General features: G+C 74.8%; 10 protein-coding genes and 2 pseudogenes. 6 read left to right on the top strand and 6 right to left on the bottom strand.

The genetic code is table 11. The annotated features are described in order from the left end of the window. Window positions 1-41: 41 nt before the first annotated feature. A complete protein-coding gene (gene rpsT, locus ATL31_RS15035; RefSeq protein ID WP_101396676.1) occupies window positions 42-302 on the top strand; it encodes a 30S ribosomal protein S20 in 261 nt (86 codons plus the stop codon). Between the two features lie 62 nt (window positions 303-364). On the opposite strand, the gene ATL31_RS15040 is transcribed toward rpsT, so the two are convergent. Further along, complete coding sequence (locus ATL31_RS15040) at window positions 365-895, bottom strand: type II toxin-antitoxin system PemK/MazF family toxin (protein ID WP_101396678.1); 531 nt, start codon at window positions 893-895, stop codon at window positions 365-367. 107 nt (window positions 896-1,002) lie between these two features. Between ATL31_RS15040 and lepA the strand changes: the two genes are divergently transcribed. Both lepA and ATL31_RS15050 read left to right on the top strand, forming a co-directional pair. Next, entirely contained in the window at window positions 1,003-2,859 is a 1,857-nt protein-coding gene (lepA, locus tag ATL31_RS15045; protein ID WP_101396681.1) for a translation elongation factor 4, read from the top strand. Further along, window positions 2,856-4,085: an MFS transporter gene (locus ATL31_RS15050; protein WP_101396683.1), complete on the top strand. Its 1,230-nt coding sequence runs from the start codon at window positions 2,856-2,858 to the stop codon at window positions 4,083-4,085. Before lepA ends, ATL31_RS15050 begins: the two co-directional genes overlap by 4 nt. On the opposite strand, the gene ATL31_RS15055 is transcribed toward ATL31_RS15050, so the two are convergent. From ATL31_RS15055 to ATL31_RS15065, 3 genes are read right to left on the bottom strand one after another with little or no spacing between them, the layout of a single operon-like run. Beyond that, window positions 4,036-5,085: an ABC transporter ATP-binding protein gene (locus ATL31_RS15055; RefSeq protein WP_101396685.1), complete on the bottom strand. Its 1,050-nt coding sequence runs from the start codon at window positions 5,083-5,085 to the stop codon at window positions 4,036-4,038. The genes ATL31_RS15050 and ATL31_RS15055 overlap by 50 nt on opposite strands. Next, a complete protein-coding gene (locus tag ATL31_RS15060) occupies window positions 5,082-6,668 on the bottom strand; it encodes an ABC transporter permease (protein ID WP_101396687.1) in 1,587 nt (528 codons plus the stop codon). The genes ATL31_RS15055 and ATL31_RS15060 overlap by 4 nt, the downstream gene beginning before the upstream one ends. Beyond that, the gene (locus ATL31_RS15065) at window positions 6,669-7,700 is read right to left on the bottom strand and encodes an iron ABC transporter substrate-binding protein (RefSeq protein WP_101396689.1); all 1,032 of its coding nucleotides are present in this window, start codon (window positions 7,698-7,700) and stop codon (window positions 6,669-6,671) included. A gap of 143 nt (window positions 7,701-7,843) precedes the next feature. Here ATL31_RS15065 and ATL31_RS15070 point away from each other — a divergent pair, with 143 nt between their 5' ends. Next, window positions 7,844-10,525 carry an AMP-binding protein gene (locus ATL31_RS15070; RefSeq protein ID WP_101396691.1) on the top strand — a complete coding sequence of 894 codons (2,682 nt, stop codon included), beginning with the start codon at window positions 7,844-7,846 and terminating at the stop codon, window positions 10,523-10,525. Here the strand turns inward: ATL31_RS15070 and ATL31_RS17005 are convergent. After that, window positions 10,483-10,908, bottom strand: a pseudogene (locus ATL31_RS17005) (NUDIX hydrolase); the annotation flags it as partial. The gene ATL31_RS15070 and the pseudogene ATL31_RS17005 overlap by 43 nt on opposite strands. Window positions 10,909-10,930: 22 nt before the next feature. Between ATL31_RS17005 and ATL31_RS15080 the strand changes: the two are divergent. Then, window positions 10,931-12,447 (top strand): annotated as a pseudogene (locus ATL31_RS15080) (amidohydrolase). Here ATL31_RS15080 and ATL31_RS15085 read toward each other — a convergent pair. Continuing rightward, a complete protein-coding gene (locus ATL31_RS15085) occupies window positions 12,434-13,228 on the bottom strand; it encodes a tyrosine-protein phosphatase (protein ID WP_101396695.1) in 795 nt (264 codons plus the stop codon). The pseudogene ATL31_RS15080 and the gene ATL31_RS15085 overlap by 14 nt on opposite strands. Here ATL31_RS15085 and hemW point away from each other — a divergent pair. Then, complete coding sequence (gene hemW / locus ATL31_RS15090; protein ID WP_101396697.1) at window positions 13,227-14,498, top strand: radical SAM family heme chaperone HemW; 1,272 nt, start codon at window positions 13,227-13,229, stop codon at window positions 14,496-14,498. The genes ATL31_RS15085 and hemW overlap by 2 nt on opposite strands. The last annotated feature ends 1 nt before the right edge of the window (window position 14,499 follow it).

Raw genomic sequence — 14,499 nt, forward strand, 5'->3', positions numbered from 1 at the left:
TCTAACGGCAACCGAACCGACGACCGAAGGCATACGAACCAGTGGCGAACATCAAGTCCCAGCTCAAGCGCATCAAGACCAACCGGCTCGCGACCGAGCGCAACAAGGCGGTCAAGTCCGAGGTCCGCACCTCGATCCGTCGCTTCCGCGAGGCCGCGGCCTCCGGTGACGCCGACCAGGTGGCCTCGGCCCTCAAGACCGCGACGACCAAGCTCGACAAGGCCGTGAGCAAGGGCGTCATCCACAAGAACCAGGCCGCGAACAAGAAGTCCGCGATGGCCAAGAAGGCCGCTCAGCTCTGAGCCGAGCCGCACCCCGAGGGCCCGTCACCGCACACCGGTGACGGGCCCTCGTGCGTGCGGGCTCAGCCGCCGCGGACCGCGGCGGCGACCTCGTCGAAGCGCTCGCGGGCCAGGACCGCCCCCTCGCGGCGCACGGCGGCGGGGTCGACCCGGATGACGCGGTTGACGCGCACCTCGCTCGGGCGCCCGCGCGAGTCCCACGGCCCGGAGCCGACCTCGACCCAGCGGCGCCCCGCGCGGCGCTCCTGCTCGGCGTCGCGGTCGTGGTCCTTGCTGGTCAGCTGCAGCGCCAGCAGCCAGGGGCCGTCGCGGCCGACGAGCAGCACCGGGCGGTCCTTGCCGCGGGTGTGGTCCTCCTCGTAGGGCACCCAGGTCCACACGATCTCGCCCGGGTCGGGGCGGCCGTCGGGGTGCGGGGCGTAGACGGGCTCGAGCGGCCCGGTCCAGTCGCCGGGGTAGTCGGCGCCGGCCGGCGGAGCGGTGGCGGTGTCGCGCGCCGTCCCTCCGCGGGGGCGGCCCTGCCGGCTCAGGGCGCGGCCGACCTCGCGCACGGCGGTCTCGACGAGGGGGCGCAGGACGCGCTGCCAGTTCATCCCCCGACCCTACTGACGCGCGGTCCGAGCGGTTCGGGGACGCGGCGCGGTCGTGGGAGAATGGCCGGCAGTGCCCTGACCGCCCCGATCCCGAGGAACCGTCACCCGTGTCCCCCCGCGCCAGCATCGCGCTGCAGCCGCACGCCACGCCGCCGGAGGCGATCCGCAACTTCTGCATCATCGCCCACATCGACCACGGCAAGTCGACGCTGGCCGACCGCATGCTGCAGATCACCGGGGTCGTCGACGACCGGGCGATGCGCGCGCAGTACCTCGACCGGATGGACATCGAGCGTGAGCGCGGTATCACCATCAAGAGCCAGGCCGTGCGGATGCCGTGGGACCTCGGCGGCGCGTCGCACGTCCTCAACATGATCGACACCCCCGGCCACGTCGACTTCACCTACGAGGTCAGCCGCAGCCTGGCCGCGTGCGAGGGTGCCGTCCTCCTCGTCGACGCCGCCCAGGGCATCGAGGCGCAGACCCTCGCGAACCTCTACCTCGCGATGGAGAACGACCTCACGATCATCCCGGTGCTCAACAAGATCGACCTGCCGGCCGCGCAGCCCGAGAAGTACGCCGAGGAGCTGGCCAAGCTCATCAGCTGCGAGCCCGAGGACTGCTTCCAGGTGTCGGGCAAGACCGGTGTCGGGGTCGAGCCGCTGCTCGACGCCATCGTGGCCCAGATCCCGTCGCCCACCGGTGACGCCGACGCCCCGGCCCGGGCGATGATCTTCGACTCGGTCTACGACACCTACCGCGGCGTCGTCACCTACGTGCGCGTCATCGACGGCAACCTCAACCCGCGCGAGCGCATCGTCATGATGTCGACCAAGGCCCACCACGAGCTGCTCGAGATCGGCGTCATCAGCCCCGAGCCGGTGCCCGGCAAGGGCCTCGGGGTCGGCGAGGTCGGCTACCTCATCACCGGCGTGAAGGACGTGCGCCAGTCCAAGGTCGGCGACACCGTCACCAACGCCGGCAAGCCCGCCACCGAGGCGCTCGGCGGCTACCGCGACCCGAAGCCGATGGTGTTCTCGGGCCTCTTCCCGCTCGACGGCTCCGACTACCCCGACCTGCGCGAGGCCCTCGACAAGCTCAAGCTCAACGACGCCGCGCTGGTCTACGAGCCCGAGACCTCGGTGGCGCTGGGCTTCGGCTTCCGCTGCGGCTTCCTCGGCCTGCTGCACCTCGAGATCGTGCGGGAGCGGCTGGAGCGCGAGTTCGACCTCGAGCTCATCTCGACCCAGCCCAACGTGGTCTACGAGGTCTCGATGGACGACGGGGCCGAGATCGTCGTCACCAACCCCAGCGAGTTCCCCGGCGGCAAGGTGTCCGAGGTCCGCGAGCCCAAGGTGCGCGCCACCATCCTGACCCCGAGCGAGTTCATCGGCGCCATCATGGAGCTCTGCCAGGGCAAGCGCGGCACCCTGCTCGGGATGGACTACCTCTCCGAGGAGCGCGTCGAGATGCGCTACACGCTCCCGCTGGCCGAGGTCGTCTTCGACTTCTTCGACCAGCTGAAGTCGCGCACCCGCGGTTACGCGAGCCTCGACTACGAACCCGACGGCGACCAGGCCGCCGACCTCGTGAAGGTCGACATCCTGCTCCAGGGCGAGACCGTCGACGCCTTCTCGGCCATCGTCCACAAGGACAAGGCCTACGGCTACGGGATCATGATGACCGGCAAGCTCAAGGAGCTCATCCCGCGCCAGCAGTTCGAGGTGCCCATCCAGGCCGCCGTCGGCGCGCGCATCATCGCCCGGGAGAACATCCGCGCCATCCGCAAGGACGTCCTGGCCAAGTGCTACGGCGGTGACATCAGCCGCAAGCGCAAGCTGCTCGAGAAGCAGAAGGCGGGCAAGAAGCGGATGAAGAACATCGGCTCGGTCGAGGTGCCTCCGGAGGCGTTCATCGCCGCCCTCACCTCCGACGGTGCCGGCGCCCAGGCCACGAAGAAGTGACGGCGGCCCCCACCACCGCCGTCATCGCCGACGCACCCCCGACCCGGAGCCTGCTCCAGGGGTCGGCCCTGCTCTGGGGCACCCAGTTCGCCTTCCTGAACCCCGCGATCGGGCTGCTCCTGGTCACCCTCTACGACGCCACGCCGGTCCAGGTGGGGCTGGCGCTGGCGGCCTACAACGCCAGCGGCCTGGTCTCGACGCTCGTCGTGCCCACCCGGGCCGACCGCTCGGGCGACTACCTCCGCCCGCTGATGTGGTGCGGGGCCTTCACCATCGCGCTCACCACGGCCCTGGCGCTGGCGACGACGCTCCCGCTCGCGGTGCTGGCCCTGGTGGCCCTCGGTGGCCCGGCCGGCGTCGGGATCGGGCTGATCTTCGCCTACCAGCGCTACACCGGCGCCACCTCCTCCCAGATCATGCGGACGCGGGCGGTGGTCTCGTTCGCGTGGGTCGGCGGGCCGCCGCTCGCGGCCTTCCTGATGGGCTTCTTCGGCAGCCGCTCGATCCTCTGGGCGGTGGCGGGCATCGGGGTCGTCGGGCTGCTGCTGACCCGGGCCCTGGTGCGTGCGCACGCCCGCTCCGCGCACCCCTCGGCCGGAGCCCCGCGCGGCGACCGGATGACCGTGGCCCTGCGCCGGCCCGACGTCGTGCTGCTCCTGGTCACGTTCGTGGCGCTCGGGGCGGCGGTCAGCGCCCAGGTCTCGGCGATGCCGCTGTTCGTCAGCCAGCGCCTCGGGCTCGGGGTCGAGTGGAGCGGGGTGGCCCTCGGCACCTGCGCGGCCCTCGAGATCCCGATCCTCATCGCGCTCGGCCGGCTCGTGGCCCGCTTCGGGCCGCGCCGCCTCGTGGCCATGGGCAGCGTGGCGGGTGTGTGCTACTACGGCCTGCTGACCGTGGTGCACGGCCCGGTGCTGCTGGTCGCCGCCCAGGTGCTGAACGCCCCCTTCATCGCCACCATGTCGGGGGTCGGGCTGACGCTGTTCCAGGACGTCATCGGACGCCCCGGCCTGGCGTCGGCGCTGTTCATGAACACCACCCGCGTCGGGGCCGTCGTGGCCGGGCCGGTGGTGGCGGTCGGCGGGATGACGAGCCTCGGCTACGCGGGCGTGTTCGCCGTGTGCGCGGGGCTGGTGGCCACCGGGCTCGCGGTGCTGGTGGGGGCCCGGCTCGGTCCGCTCAGCCGGCGGCCGGCGCGGCCAGTAGGTGGGCGTCGCCGCGCACCGTGACCGACACGGCCTCGCCCGCCACCGGCGGTGAAGTGCCGGTGAGGCGGGCCCGCAGGACCGGCGCCCCGTCACCGTCGAGGCGCAGCTCGACGAGGGCGTCATGACCGAAGTACTCCGTGCGCGTCACGACACCGTGCGCGGTGCCGGGGGCCACCGGGCCGAGGACCAGCTGCTCGGGGCGCAGCACGACCTCGCACGGCCCCGACCCCGAAGCGCCGGGGGCGGTGAGGCGGCCGAGGGCGCAGCGGACCGCGCCGTCCTCGAGGACCCCGGGCAGGAAGCATGCCTCACCGAGCGACACGGCCGAGCGGCGGTCGGACGGGGTGGTGTAGACCTCTGAGGGCGCGCCCACCTGCACCAGCCGGCCGCCGTGCATCACCGCCACCTGGTCGGCGAAGGACAGGGCCTCGGCGTGGTCGTGGGTGACCAGGACGACGGTGGCCTGCTCGTGGCGCAGCGCGGTGGCGACGGCGTCGCGGGTCGCGACGCGCAGCTCGGGGTCGAGGGCCGAGAAGGGCTCGTCGAGCAGCACGATGCGGGGGCGGCGGGCCAGCGAGCGGGCCAGCGCGACCCGCTGCTGCTGCCCGCCCGAGAGCTGGTCGGGGCGGCGGCGGCCGAGGTCGGCGGGCAGGCCCACGACCTCGAGCAGCTCGGCCACCCGGGCGTGCCCGCGGCGCTCGGCCCGCGGCAGGCCGTAGGAGATGTTCGCGGCGACGTCGAGGTGCGGGAAGAGGTTGCCCTCCTGCGCCACGTAGCCGAAGCCGCGGCGCTCGGGCGGCACCCAGGTGCCGGGGCCCGCCACGACCTCGTCGCCGAGCCGCACCGTGCCGGCGTCGGGGCGCATGAAGCCGGCGACGACCCGCAGCAGCGTCGTCTTGCCGCAGCCCGACGGGCCGAGCACGGCCGTGGTCGTGCCCGACGCGACGGTGAGGTCGATGTCGTGCAGCACCGGCGTCCGGGGGTGGGACGCGCTGATGCCCTCGAGCCGCAGGGTGGTCATGGGCGGGGCTCCTCGTGGCCGCTGCGCAGCAGCAGCCAGGTCAGGGGGGCGGACAGGAGGACGAGCGCGGCCGCGAAGGGCGCCGCGGCGGCGTAGTCGAGGGAGGCGCTGGCGTCCCAGAACGCCGTGGCGAGGGTGCGGGTGCCGGTGGGCGCCAGCAGGAGGGTGGCGGTGAGCTCGGTGGTGACGGCGATGAAGACCAGCGCCGTCCCCGCCAGGGTGCCGCGCAGCATCAACGGAGCCTGCACCCGCACGAAGGTGCGCAGCGGCCCGTCGCCCAGGGCCCGGGCGGCGTCGGCCAGCTCGGGGCGGACGGCGGCGATGGCGGCGCGGGTCGACACCATGGCGCGCGGGATGAAGAGCACGACGTAGGCCACGACCAGGGCCGCGGTGGTCTGGTAGAGCGGCCGCACGAAGCCGATGGTCAGCGTGATGAGCGCCAGGGCGACCACGACCCCCGGCAGGGACGCGGCCAGGTAGGTGACGCGCTCGAGCAGCAGCGCGACCCGAGACCGGCTGCGGGCCACCAGCCAGGCGGCCGGGAGGGTGGCGGCGGTGGTGAGCAGGGCGGCGCCGACACCGAGCGCCAGGGTGGAGCGCAGGGCCGGGCCGAGGGCGACCGGCTCGAGCGCCTGGTCGGCGCGCCCCAGCCACGTGCCGATGCTCCACAGCGGCACCCCGAGGGCCAGCACGGCCAGCGCGACCAGGCCGAGCAGGGCCGGCAGGGTGGCGCGGCCGAGCGGGGCGCGGGGCGGGCGGCGGGACGCCCCGGAGCCGACGGCGACGTAGCGGGTGCGGCCCCGGGCCAGCACCTCGAGGGTGAGCAGCAGGGTGGCCAGCCCGATGAGCACCATCGCCAGCACGCTGCCCGAGCGGCTGTCGAAGGCGACCTCGAACTGGTCGAGGATCGCCGTCGTGAAGGTGGGGAAGCGCAGCATCTCGAGGGCACCGTACTCGGCCAGCAGGTGCAGCGACACGAGCAGGACCCCGCCCAGCAGCGCCGGGCGGACCTGCGCCAGGCCGACCCGGGCGAAGGTACGCCACGGCCCGTGCCCCAGCGCCCGTGAGGCCTCCTCGAGGCCGGGGTCGGTGGAGCGCAGCAGGGCCGCGACCGGGAGGAACACGAAGGGGAAGTACGACAGCGTGGTGACGATGACGGCGCCGGCCAGCCCCTCGAACCCGGGGACGAGCGAGGACCACGCGAAGCTGTTGACGAAGGCCGGCACGGCCAGCGGGGCCACGAACGCCACCCGCCACAGCCCGGCCCACGGCACCGCGGTGCGCTCGACCAACCAGGCGGCACCGACCCCGAGCACGGTCGACAGCCCCCCGGTGAGGGCGACCAGCGAGAGGGTGTTGCGCATCAGCTCGCCGACCCGCGGGCGCCACACCAGCGAGAAGGCCTCGCCGGCACCGGACTCCAGCGCCTTGACCAGGACCACGACCAGCGGCATCAGGCACAGCAGCGCCACCACGACGGCCGCCGCCTGCAGGGCGCGCGGGCCGCGAGGGGCCCTCGTGGGCGCCGACGAGGGCGCCGTCCCGAGGGGGGCCGGCGCCGTCGTCGTCGGGGTCGCGGTCACCTAGAGCAGACCCGCCTTGGTCATCAGGTCGATGACCTTGGGGCCGTTGAGGGTGAACGGGTCGATCTCGGGCGCCTCGAGCGAGTCCAGCGGAGGCAGGGCGGGGTCGGAGGCCGAGCCCCTGCCCACCGCGTACTCCTTGACGTCGGTGGTGCGCAGCATCTTCTGGCCCTGGGGGCCGGTGACGAACGCGAGGAACTTCTGGGCGTCGGCGGCGTGCTTGCTGCTCTTGAGGACCCCGCCCCCGCTGAGGCTGACGAAGGCGCCGGGGTCCTGGTTCTTGAAGTAGTGCAGCTTCGTGTTGCCGCTGCTGCTCTTCTGGAGGGCCTGGTCGCGGTACCAGTAGTAGTGGTAGATGACCCCCATCGCCGACTGCCCGGCGTTGACGGCCTTCATGGTCGCGATGTTGTTCTGGTAGACCTTCGCGTTCGACTTCAGGGCCCGTAGCCAGGCCTCGGTCCGCTGCTCGCCCTCCTGCGCCAGGACGGCCGAGACGATGGCCTGGAAGTCGGCGCCCCCGGCGGCCGCACCCCACTGGCCGGCGTACCTGGGGTCGGCGAGGTCCATCAGCGAGGCCGGGAGGTCGGCCTCCTTGATCTTGCCCGGGTTGTAGACCAGCACCGTCGCGCGCGCCGCGATGCCGACCCAGTCCTTCGACGAGGGCACGTACCGGGCCCCGACCTGGGCCACCGTGGCGGGGTCGACCGGCGCCAGCAGCCCGGCCTGCTCGACGGTGGTCATCGCGGGGGAGTTCTCGGTCAGGAAGACGTCGGCGGGGGAGCCCGCGCCCTCCTCGACGATCTGCGCGCCCATCGAGGAGTCGTTGCCGTAGCGGATCTGCACCTGGATGCCGGTCTCCTTCTGGAACTCCTCGCCCCAGGCCTGCGTGAGGTTCTTGTGCTGCGCGCTGTAGATCGTCAGCTTCGAGCCGTCGAGACTGCCGGTGGCCTCGAGGCTGCCGTCACCACAGGCGGAGAGCCCGAGGGTGGCGGCGGCCACCGCCGCGGCGATCAGGGTGGTGCGTCGTCTCACGAGGTTCTCCGGCTCCGGTCGGGGTCACAGGGCGAAGGGAAGGCTTGCCTAACTCCTGGGTCAACGGTAGCCCACCCGGCCCGGTGCGCCACATCCGGGTCCTGCAGTTGCATTAGGTGTGCCTAACCTTATTTACTGCCTCCGTGACCGCGACCGTGGATGCCCCGCTGCGTGCCCCGGCCCTGCCGTGGGTGGCCCGGCTGACCGCTCACGGCGCACGCCCCGCCCTGCACACGCCGGCGGGCACCGTCACGCACGCCGAGCTGGCCGCACGGGTGGCCGCGGCGGCCGCGCGGCTGGCCGGCCCGCGCCGCCTCGTGCTGGTCGAGGGGTCGGGCACGCTCACGGGAGTGGTCTCGCTCCTGGCGGCCCAGGCCGCGGGCCACGTGGTGCTGCTGGTCCCGCCCGGGGCCTCGGCCGCCGCCCTGCGCGCCGCCTACCCGCCCGACGTCGTGGTGGGCGCCACCGGCGAGGTCGAGGTGCTGCGGGCGGAGCCCGCCCACGACCTCCATCCCGACCTCGCCCTGCTGCTGAGCACCAGCGGGTCCACCGGCGCGGCCAAGCTGGTGCGGCTCTCGGCGGCCAACCTGGTCGCCAACACCGAGCAGATCACCGAGGCCCTCGGGGTGCGCCCCGACGACTGTGCCGCGCTCACCCTGCCGCTGACCTACTGCTACGGCCTGTCCGTCCTGACCACGCACCTGGCCGCGGGGGCCTCCCTGCTGCTCACCGACACCTCGGTGGTCGACGAGTGCTTCTGGCGGGCGGCGGCCGCCGCCGGGGTCACCACGCTGCCGGGTGTGCCGCACACCTTCGAGCTGCTCGAGCGCAGCGGGTTCGCCGAGCGCGACCTGCCCCGGCTGCGGACCCTCACCCAGGCCGGGGGCCGGATGGACCCCGAGCGGGTGCGCCGCTTCGCCGAGCTCGGCCGCCGGCGCGGGTTCGACCTCGTGGTGATGTACGGCCAGTGCGAGGCCACGGCACGGATGACGGTGCTGCCGCCCGCGCTGGCCGCGTCCCACCCCGACACCGTGGGTCACCCCGTGCCCGGCGCCAGCATCGACCTCGACGACGGCGAGATCGTCTTCCGCGGCCCCAACGTGATGCTCGGTTACGCGCACAGCCCGGCCGACCTCGCGCTCGGGCGCACCGTCGAGGTGCTGCGCACCGGCGACCTGGGCGAGCGCACCCCCGAGGGGCTGCTGCGGGTCGTCGGTCGCCGGGCGCGCTTCGTCAAGGTGCTCGGCCACCGGGTCGACCTCGACTGCCTCGAGCAGCGGCTGCGCGACGGCGGGATGGACGCGCGCTGCGCCGGGCGTGACGGGCTGGTGGTCGTGGGGGCCCGTGGGGTGTGCGGGGTCGCGGAGGCCGAGCGGGTGCGCCGGGCAGCCTCGGTGCGCTCGGGCGTGCCGCGCGACGCGGTGCAGGTCGTGCCGGTCGAGGAGCTGCCGCTGCTCGAGAACGGCAAGCCCGACGCCGCCGCCCTGCTCGGCCTGGCCGAGTCCACCGACGGCCTCGCCGCCGGGGGCGACGCCGTCGGCGTGGCCGCGCTCTACGGCGACCTGCTCGGCGGCCCGGTGGGCCCGGGCGCCACCTTCGTCTCCCTGGGCGGCGACTCGCTGTCGTACGTCGAGGTGTCCATCCGGCTCGAGGAGCTGCTCGGGCGGCTGCCGACCGGGTGGCACCGGATGCCGGTGACCGAGCTCGAGGCGCTGCGCGACGACGCGCGGCGCCCCCGCCGTTGGGTGACCCTCGAGACCAGCATCTGGCTGCGGGCGCTGGCCATCGTGCTGGTCGTCGGCACCCACGCCCACCTGTTCACGATGCAGGGCACGGCCAACGCCCTGCTGGTCCTGGCCGGCTTCCAGCTGGCCCGGTTCCAGCTGGCGGGTACCGACCCGGTGCTCCGCTCGCGCCGGGTGCTGGGGGCGGCGGTGCGGGTCGCGGTGCCGAGCCTCGTCGTCATCGCGGTGGCGTACTTCGTCGGCGGCTACTACGAGCCGCGCAACCTGCTGCTGGCCAACTGGGTGCTGGGCGAGGCGCGGCTGGGACCCCCCTGGCGGTTCTGGTTCGTCGAGGCACTGGTCTTCGCGCTCGTCGTGGTGGCCCTGCTGGCCCGCAGCCGGGTGGGCGCGCGGCTCGACGCGCGCTTCCCCTTCGCCCTGCCGCTGGCCCTCTGCGGGGCTGCGTTCGTCGCGTTCCGCATCCCCTGGGTCCCGCTCCCGGTGCCGCGGATGCAGGGCTCGGCCCTGGTCGTCCTGCACCTGTTCCTGCTCGGCTGGGCGCTGGCCCGAGCCCGCGGGCCGCGGCAGCGGCTGGTGGGCAGCGCGGTCGTGCTGCTCATGGTCGGCACCTTCTCGGGCAACCACCTGCGCGACGGGCTCACCATCGCCGTCGTCCTGACGCTGCTGTGGCTGCCCACCTCGCGGGTCCCCGCCGTGGTGGTCCCGGTGGTGCGGGTGCTGGCGGCCGCGTCGCTCTACGTCTACGTCATCCACTGGCAGGCGCTCGAGCTGCTGTGGGGGCATCCGGCCGCGGCCTTCGCCGGCTCGCTCACCCTCGGCGTCGCCTACTGGTGGGTGTGGACCCGGTGGGTCACGCGCGCCGCCCGAGCGGTGACCGCCCGGTGGCGGGCTCAGAGGGGGACCGAGGACTCCTCGACGCGCGGGCCGCGCAGCGCGCCGCCGGCCCAGTCCTCCGGTCGCTCCACGAGGTCGAGCAGCGCGAGCACGTCGGCGGGCCAGATCTCGTCGGTGGTCCCGGCGAGCTCGGCCCGGGTCCACCAGCGCGTCTCGGCGATGCAGAGCCGCTCCTCCTCGGTGTAGCCCGAGCTGTCGACCTCGAACGGCGGTAGGCGCACCGCGAAGAACACCTCGGTCTGGTCGACGACCTTGTCGCTGTAGCCGTGCACCACCTGGCGCTCCAGCAGCGGCCCGCGCACGGCGGCGCGGTCGACGAGCTGCCCGGTCTCCTCGGCCAGCTCGCGCACCACGGCGTCGAGGTCGTCCTCGCCCGGGTCGACCCCGCCGCCGGGGGTGTCCCACCAGTGCGCGACCGGGTCCAGGCCCAGGTCGGAGTCGAGGAAGAGCAGCAGGCGGTCGTCCTCGTCGAGCACCAGGACCCGGACGGCGCGGCGGGCGAACCGCTGTCGGTCCTCGGGCGCCGGGACGACGAAGCCTGGCTGCCCGGGCAGGGGAGGGGTGGCCATGCCCACACGCTAGCCTCGCGAGATGCGCGAGACCCTGTGGCTCGGCCCGGCCTGGTGCCCCGAGCAGGGCCGGCTCGGCGCCGTGCTGGCGGTGGACGGCCGCATCGCCGCCGTGGGGGATGCCGCGGCCGCACGCGCCGGTGAGCCCGGGGTCGAGGTCGTCGACGTCGGCGACGGGGTCCTGCTGCCGGGCTTCGGCGACGGCCACGCCCATCCGCTGTTCGGGGGGCTCGAGGCCGAGGGGCCGGCGGTGAGCGGGCTCACGAGCGTCGAGGCCGTGGTGGCCGAGGTCGCGCGCTGGGCGGCCGAGCACCCCGAGGCGGCGTGGGTGCAGGCGGCGTCCTACGACTCGACCCTGGCCCCCGACGGGCTCTTCGACGCCCACTGGCTCGACGCCGCCGTGCCCGACCGGCCGGTGATGCTGCGGGCCGGCGACTACCACACGGCGTGGGTCAACAGCCGGGCCCTCACGCTGGCCGGCATCGACGCGACCACGCCCGAGCCCGAGCTCGGCGAGATCCCGCGCCGGCCCGACGGCACACCGCTGGGCACGCTGCGCGAGTGGGGGGCCGTCGACCTGGTGGCCGCCGTCGCGCCGGGGCACCCGCTCGACGTACGGGTGGGCGCGCTGGCGCGCGCCACCCGGCACCTGGCCGGGCTCGGCGTCACGTGGGTGCAGGACGCCTGGGTCGAGGCCGGCGACGTCGAGACCTACCTCGCGGCGTCGGCGCGGGGCGCCCTGCACTGCGCGGTCAACCTGGCGCTCTACGCCGACCCGCGGCGCGGCCTCGACCAGGTCGGGGCGCTGGTGCGGCTGCGCGAGCGGGTCCGGGCCCACGGCGACCCGCTGCTCACGGCCGAGACCGTCAAGCTCTTCGCCGATGGGGTCGTCGAGGGCGGCACCGCGGCGCTGCTCGAGCCCTACGTAGGGCCCGGCTGTACCCACACCGGGATGCTGGTCTGGGCGCCCGACGAGCTCGCCGCCGTCGTGACGGCGCTCGACGCCGAGGGCTTCCAGGCCCACGTGCACACCATCGGCGACCGGGCGGTGCGGGTGGCCCTGGACGCCCTCGAGCACGCGGCGCGGGCCAACGGGCCGCGGGACCGGCGCCCGGTGCTGGCCCACCTCCAGCTCGTCGCCGAGGAGGACCGGCCGCGACTGGCCGCGCTGGGGGTCGTCGCCAACGCCGAGCCGCTCTGGGCGCAGCTCGACGCCGTGATGGAGGACCTCACCGTGCCGCGCCTCGGTGCCGAGCGGGTCGCGGCGCAGTACCCCTGGGCCACCCTCACCGCGCTGGGCACGGCCCTGTCGTTCGGGTCCGACTGGCCGGTGAGCTCGGCCGACCCCCTGGAGGGCATCGCCGTCGCGTGCTCGCGCCAGACCGGCGGGCCGGCACCCTGCGGGTCGGCGACGACGCCGACCTGGTGCACCTCGACCGCGACCCCTTCGCCGTGGCCGACCCCCGCGACCTCGACGCCGTGCGCGTCAGCGCCACCTGGCTGCGCGGCGTGCGGGTGGGGGCCGTCAGGGGCGGGTGAGCCGGGCCCGCAGGCCCTCGACCTCGTCCTCGCTCCAGCCCTGGTCGCGCAGCCAGCCCGGAGCCCCGCCCCAGCCGTCGGCGACGGCGTCGAGGATGGCCTCCATGGTCTCGGCCCGGGGGGTCTGGTCGGCCACGGCCTGCTTGGCCAGCCACGGGCCGTGCGAGTCGGTACCGGCGATGCGGGCGATGATCGCCTCGATGCGCTCGGCCGAGAGGGCGTAGTCCTCGACGATCGCCTCGCGGGGCACGCCGGCCACGTCGAGGGCCATCGCCACCACGGTCCCGGTGCGGTCCTTGCCGGCCGCGCAGTGCACGACGGCGGCGCCGCGCGCCTGCGCGACCACGCGGAGGGCCGCCGACACCGAGTCGGGGCGCTGGTCGAGGTAGCCCAGGTAGTGCCGTGCCCAGAAGGTCGCGTCGCGCGCCTCCTGTTCCTCGCGCGCCGGCAGGGCCAGGGCCCGGGCGGCGATCTCGTCGGCCGACTCCGGTGCGCGTGGGGGCAGCAGCGAGTGGTGGTGGTGGGTCAGCGCGTCGACGCGGCGCAGCGGGCCCTCGCCCTCGAGGTGCAGCTCGGTCTCGGTGCGCAGGTCGATGATGTCGGTGACCCCGAGCTCCTCGACGACGCGGGTGACGTCGGCGTCGGTGAGGTCCTGCAGGTTGTCCGAGCGGATGAGGCGCCGGGGCACCACGGTGCCGCCCCCGCGGGTGGGCAGGCCCCCCAGGTCGCGCATGTTGACGAGGCCGTCGAGGTCGATCCAGCGTTCCGTCACGGGCTCCATGGTAGGAGCCGGGCGCGGGACGTCCGGCGGCGGGCGTGACAATGGGACGGTGCCCCGACTCCCCGACGGCGACCCCGCGCCGCTGAGCGGCGAGCTGCCGCCCGACGCCCTCGCCCGGCTCGGCGACGGCGCCTTCGGCATCTACCTGCACGTGCCCTTCTGCGCCGTGCGCTGCGGCTACTGCGACTTCAACACCTACACCCTCCCCGAGCTCGGCCCCGGCGCGTCGACCGACGACTTCGCCGACACCGCCCTGCGCGAGGTCGACCTCGCCCGTCGGGTGCTGGGCGACGCCGCCCCGGTCGTCGACACCGTCTTCGTGGGGGGCGGCACCCCCACCCTGCTGGCCGCCGCCGACCTGGTCCGCCTGCTCGACGGCGTGCGCGAGCGGTTCGGCCTCGCGCCCGGCGCCGAGGTGACCACCGAGGCCAACCCCGACTCGGTCGCGCCCGCCTCGCTCGAGACCCTGGCCGCCGGCGGCTTCACCCGGGTGAGCATCGGGATGCAGTCGGCCGTGCCCCACGTGCTGGCCACCCTCGACCGCACCCACGACCCGGCGCGGGTCGGCGCCGCCGTCGCCGCCGCCCGCGCCGCCGGGCTCGCGACCAGCCTCGACCTCATCTACGGGACGCCGGGGGAGTCCCTCGACGACTGGCGCACCAGCCTCGAGGCGGCCCTCGCGCACGAGCCCGACCACGTGTCGGCCTACGCGCTGGTGGTCGAGGAGGGCACCCGGATGGCGGTGCAGGTGCGGCGCGGCGAGCTGCCGATGCCCGACGGGGACGACGAGGCCGAGAAGTACGAGCTGGCCGACACGCTGCTGGCCGCGGCCGGCTACGGCTGGTACGAGGTCAGCAACTGGGCCCGCACCCCCGCCGACCGCTGCCGCCACAACGAGGGCTACTGGCGGGGCGGCGACTGGTGGGGCGTCGGGCCCGGCGCGCACGGCCACGTCGGCGGCGTCCGCTGGTGGAACGTCAAGCATCCGCGCGCCTACGCCGCGCGGCTGGCCGCGGGGGAGTCGCCGGCCGCGGGCCGCGAGGTCCTGACCGCCGAGCAGCGCCTCGACGAGGACGTGCTGCTCGGGGTGCGCCTGCGGGAAGGGCTCGACCTGGCCCGGCTCGAGGACGCGGGGCGCCTGGCCGTGGCGGGGCTGGTGGCCGACGGCCTGCTCGACGGTGCGGCCGCCGTGCGGGACCGCCGCGCCGTGCTGACCCGGCGGGGCCGGCTGCTCGCCGACACCGTCGTGCGCCGGCTGCTCGGCCTCTGAG

The sequence above is a fragment of the Phycicoccus duodecadis genome, from assembly GCF_002846495.1.
Taxonomy (GTDB): Bacteria; Actinomycetota; Actinomycetes; order Actinomycetales; family Dermatophilaceae; genus Phycicoccus; species Phycicoccus duodecadis.

Excerpts from the sequence above, each read along its gene's own strand:
- hemW (WP_101396697.1), top strand. The coding sequence starts at position 13,227 with ATGGTAGGAGCCGGGCGCGGGACGTCCGGCGGCGGGCGTGACAATGGG.
- ATL31_RS15085 (WP_101396695.1), bottom strand. The coding sequence starts at position 13,228 with ATGGAGCCCGTGACGGAACGCTGGATCGACCTCGACGGCCTCGTCAAC.
- ATL31_RS15055 (WP_101396685.1), bottom strand. The coding sequence starts at position 5,085 with ATGACCACCCTGCGGCTCGAGGGCATCAGCGCGTCCCACCCCCGGACG.
- ATL31_RS15040 (WP_101396678.1), bottom strand. The coding sequence starts at position 895 with ATGAACTGGCAGCGCGTCCTGCGCCCCCTCGTCGAGACCGCCGTGCGC.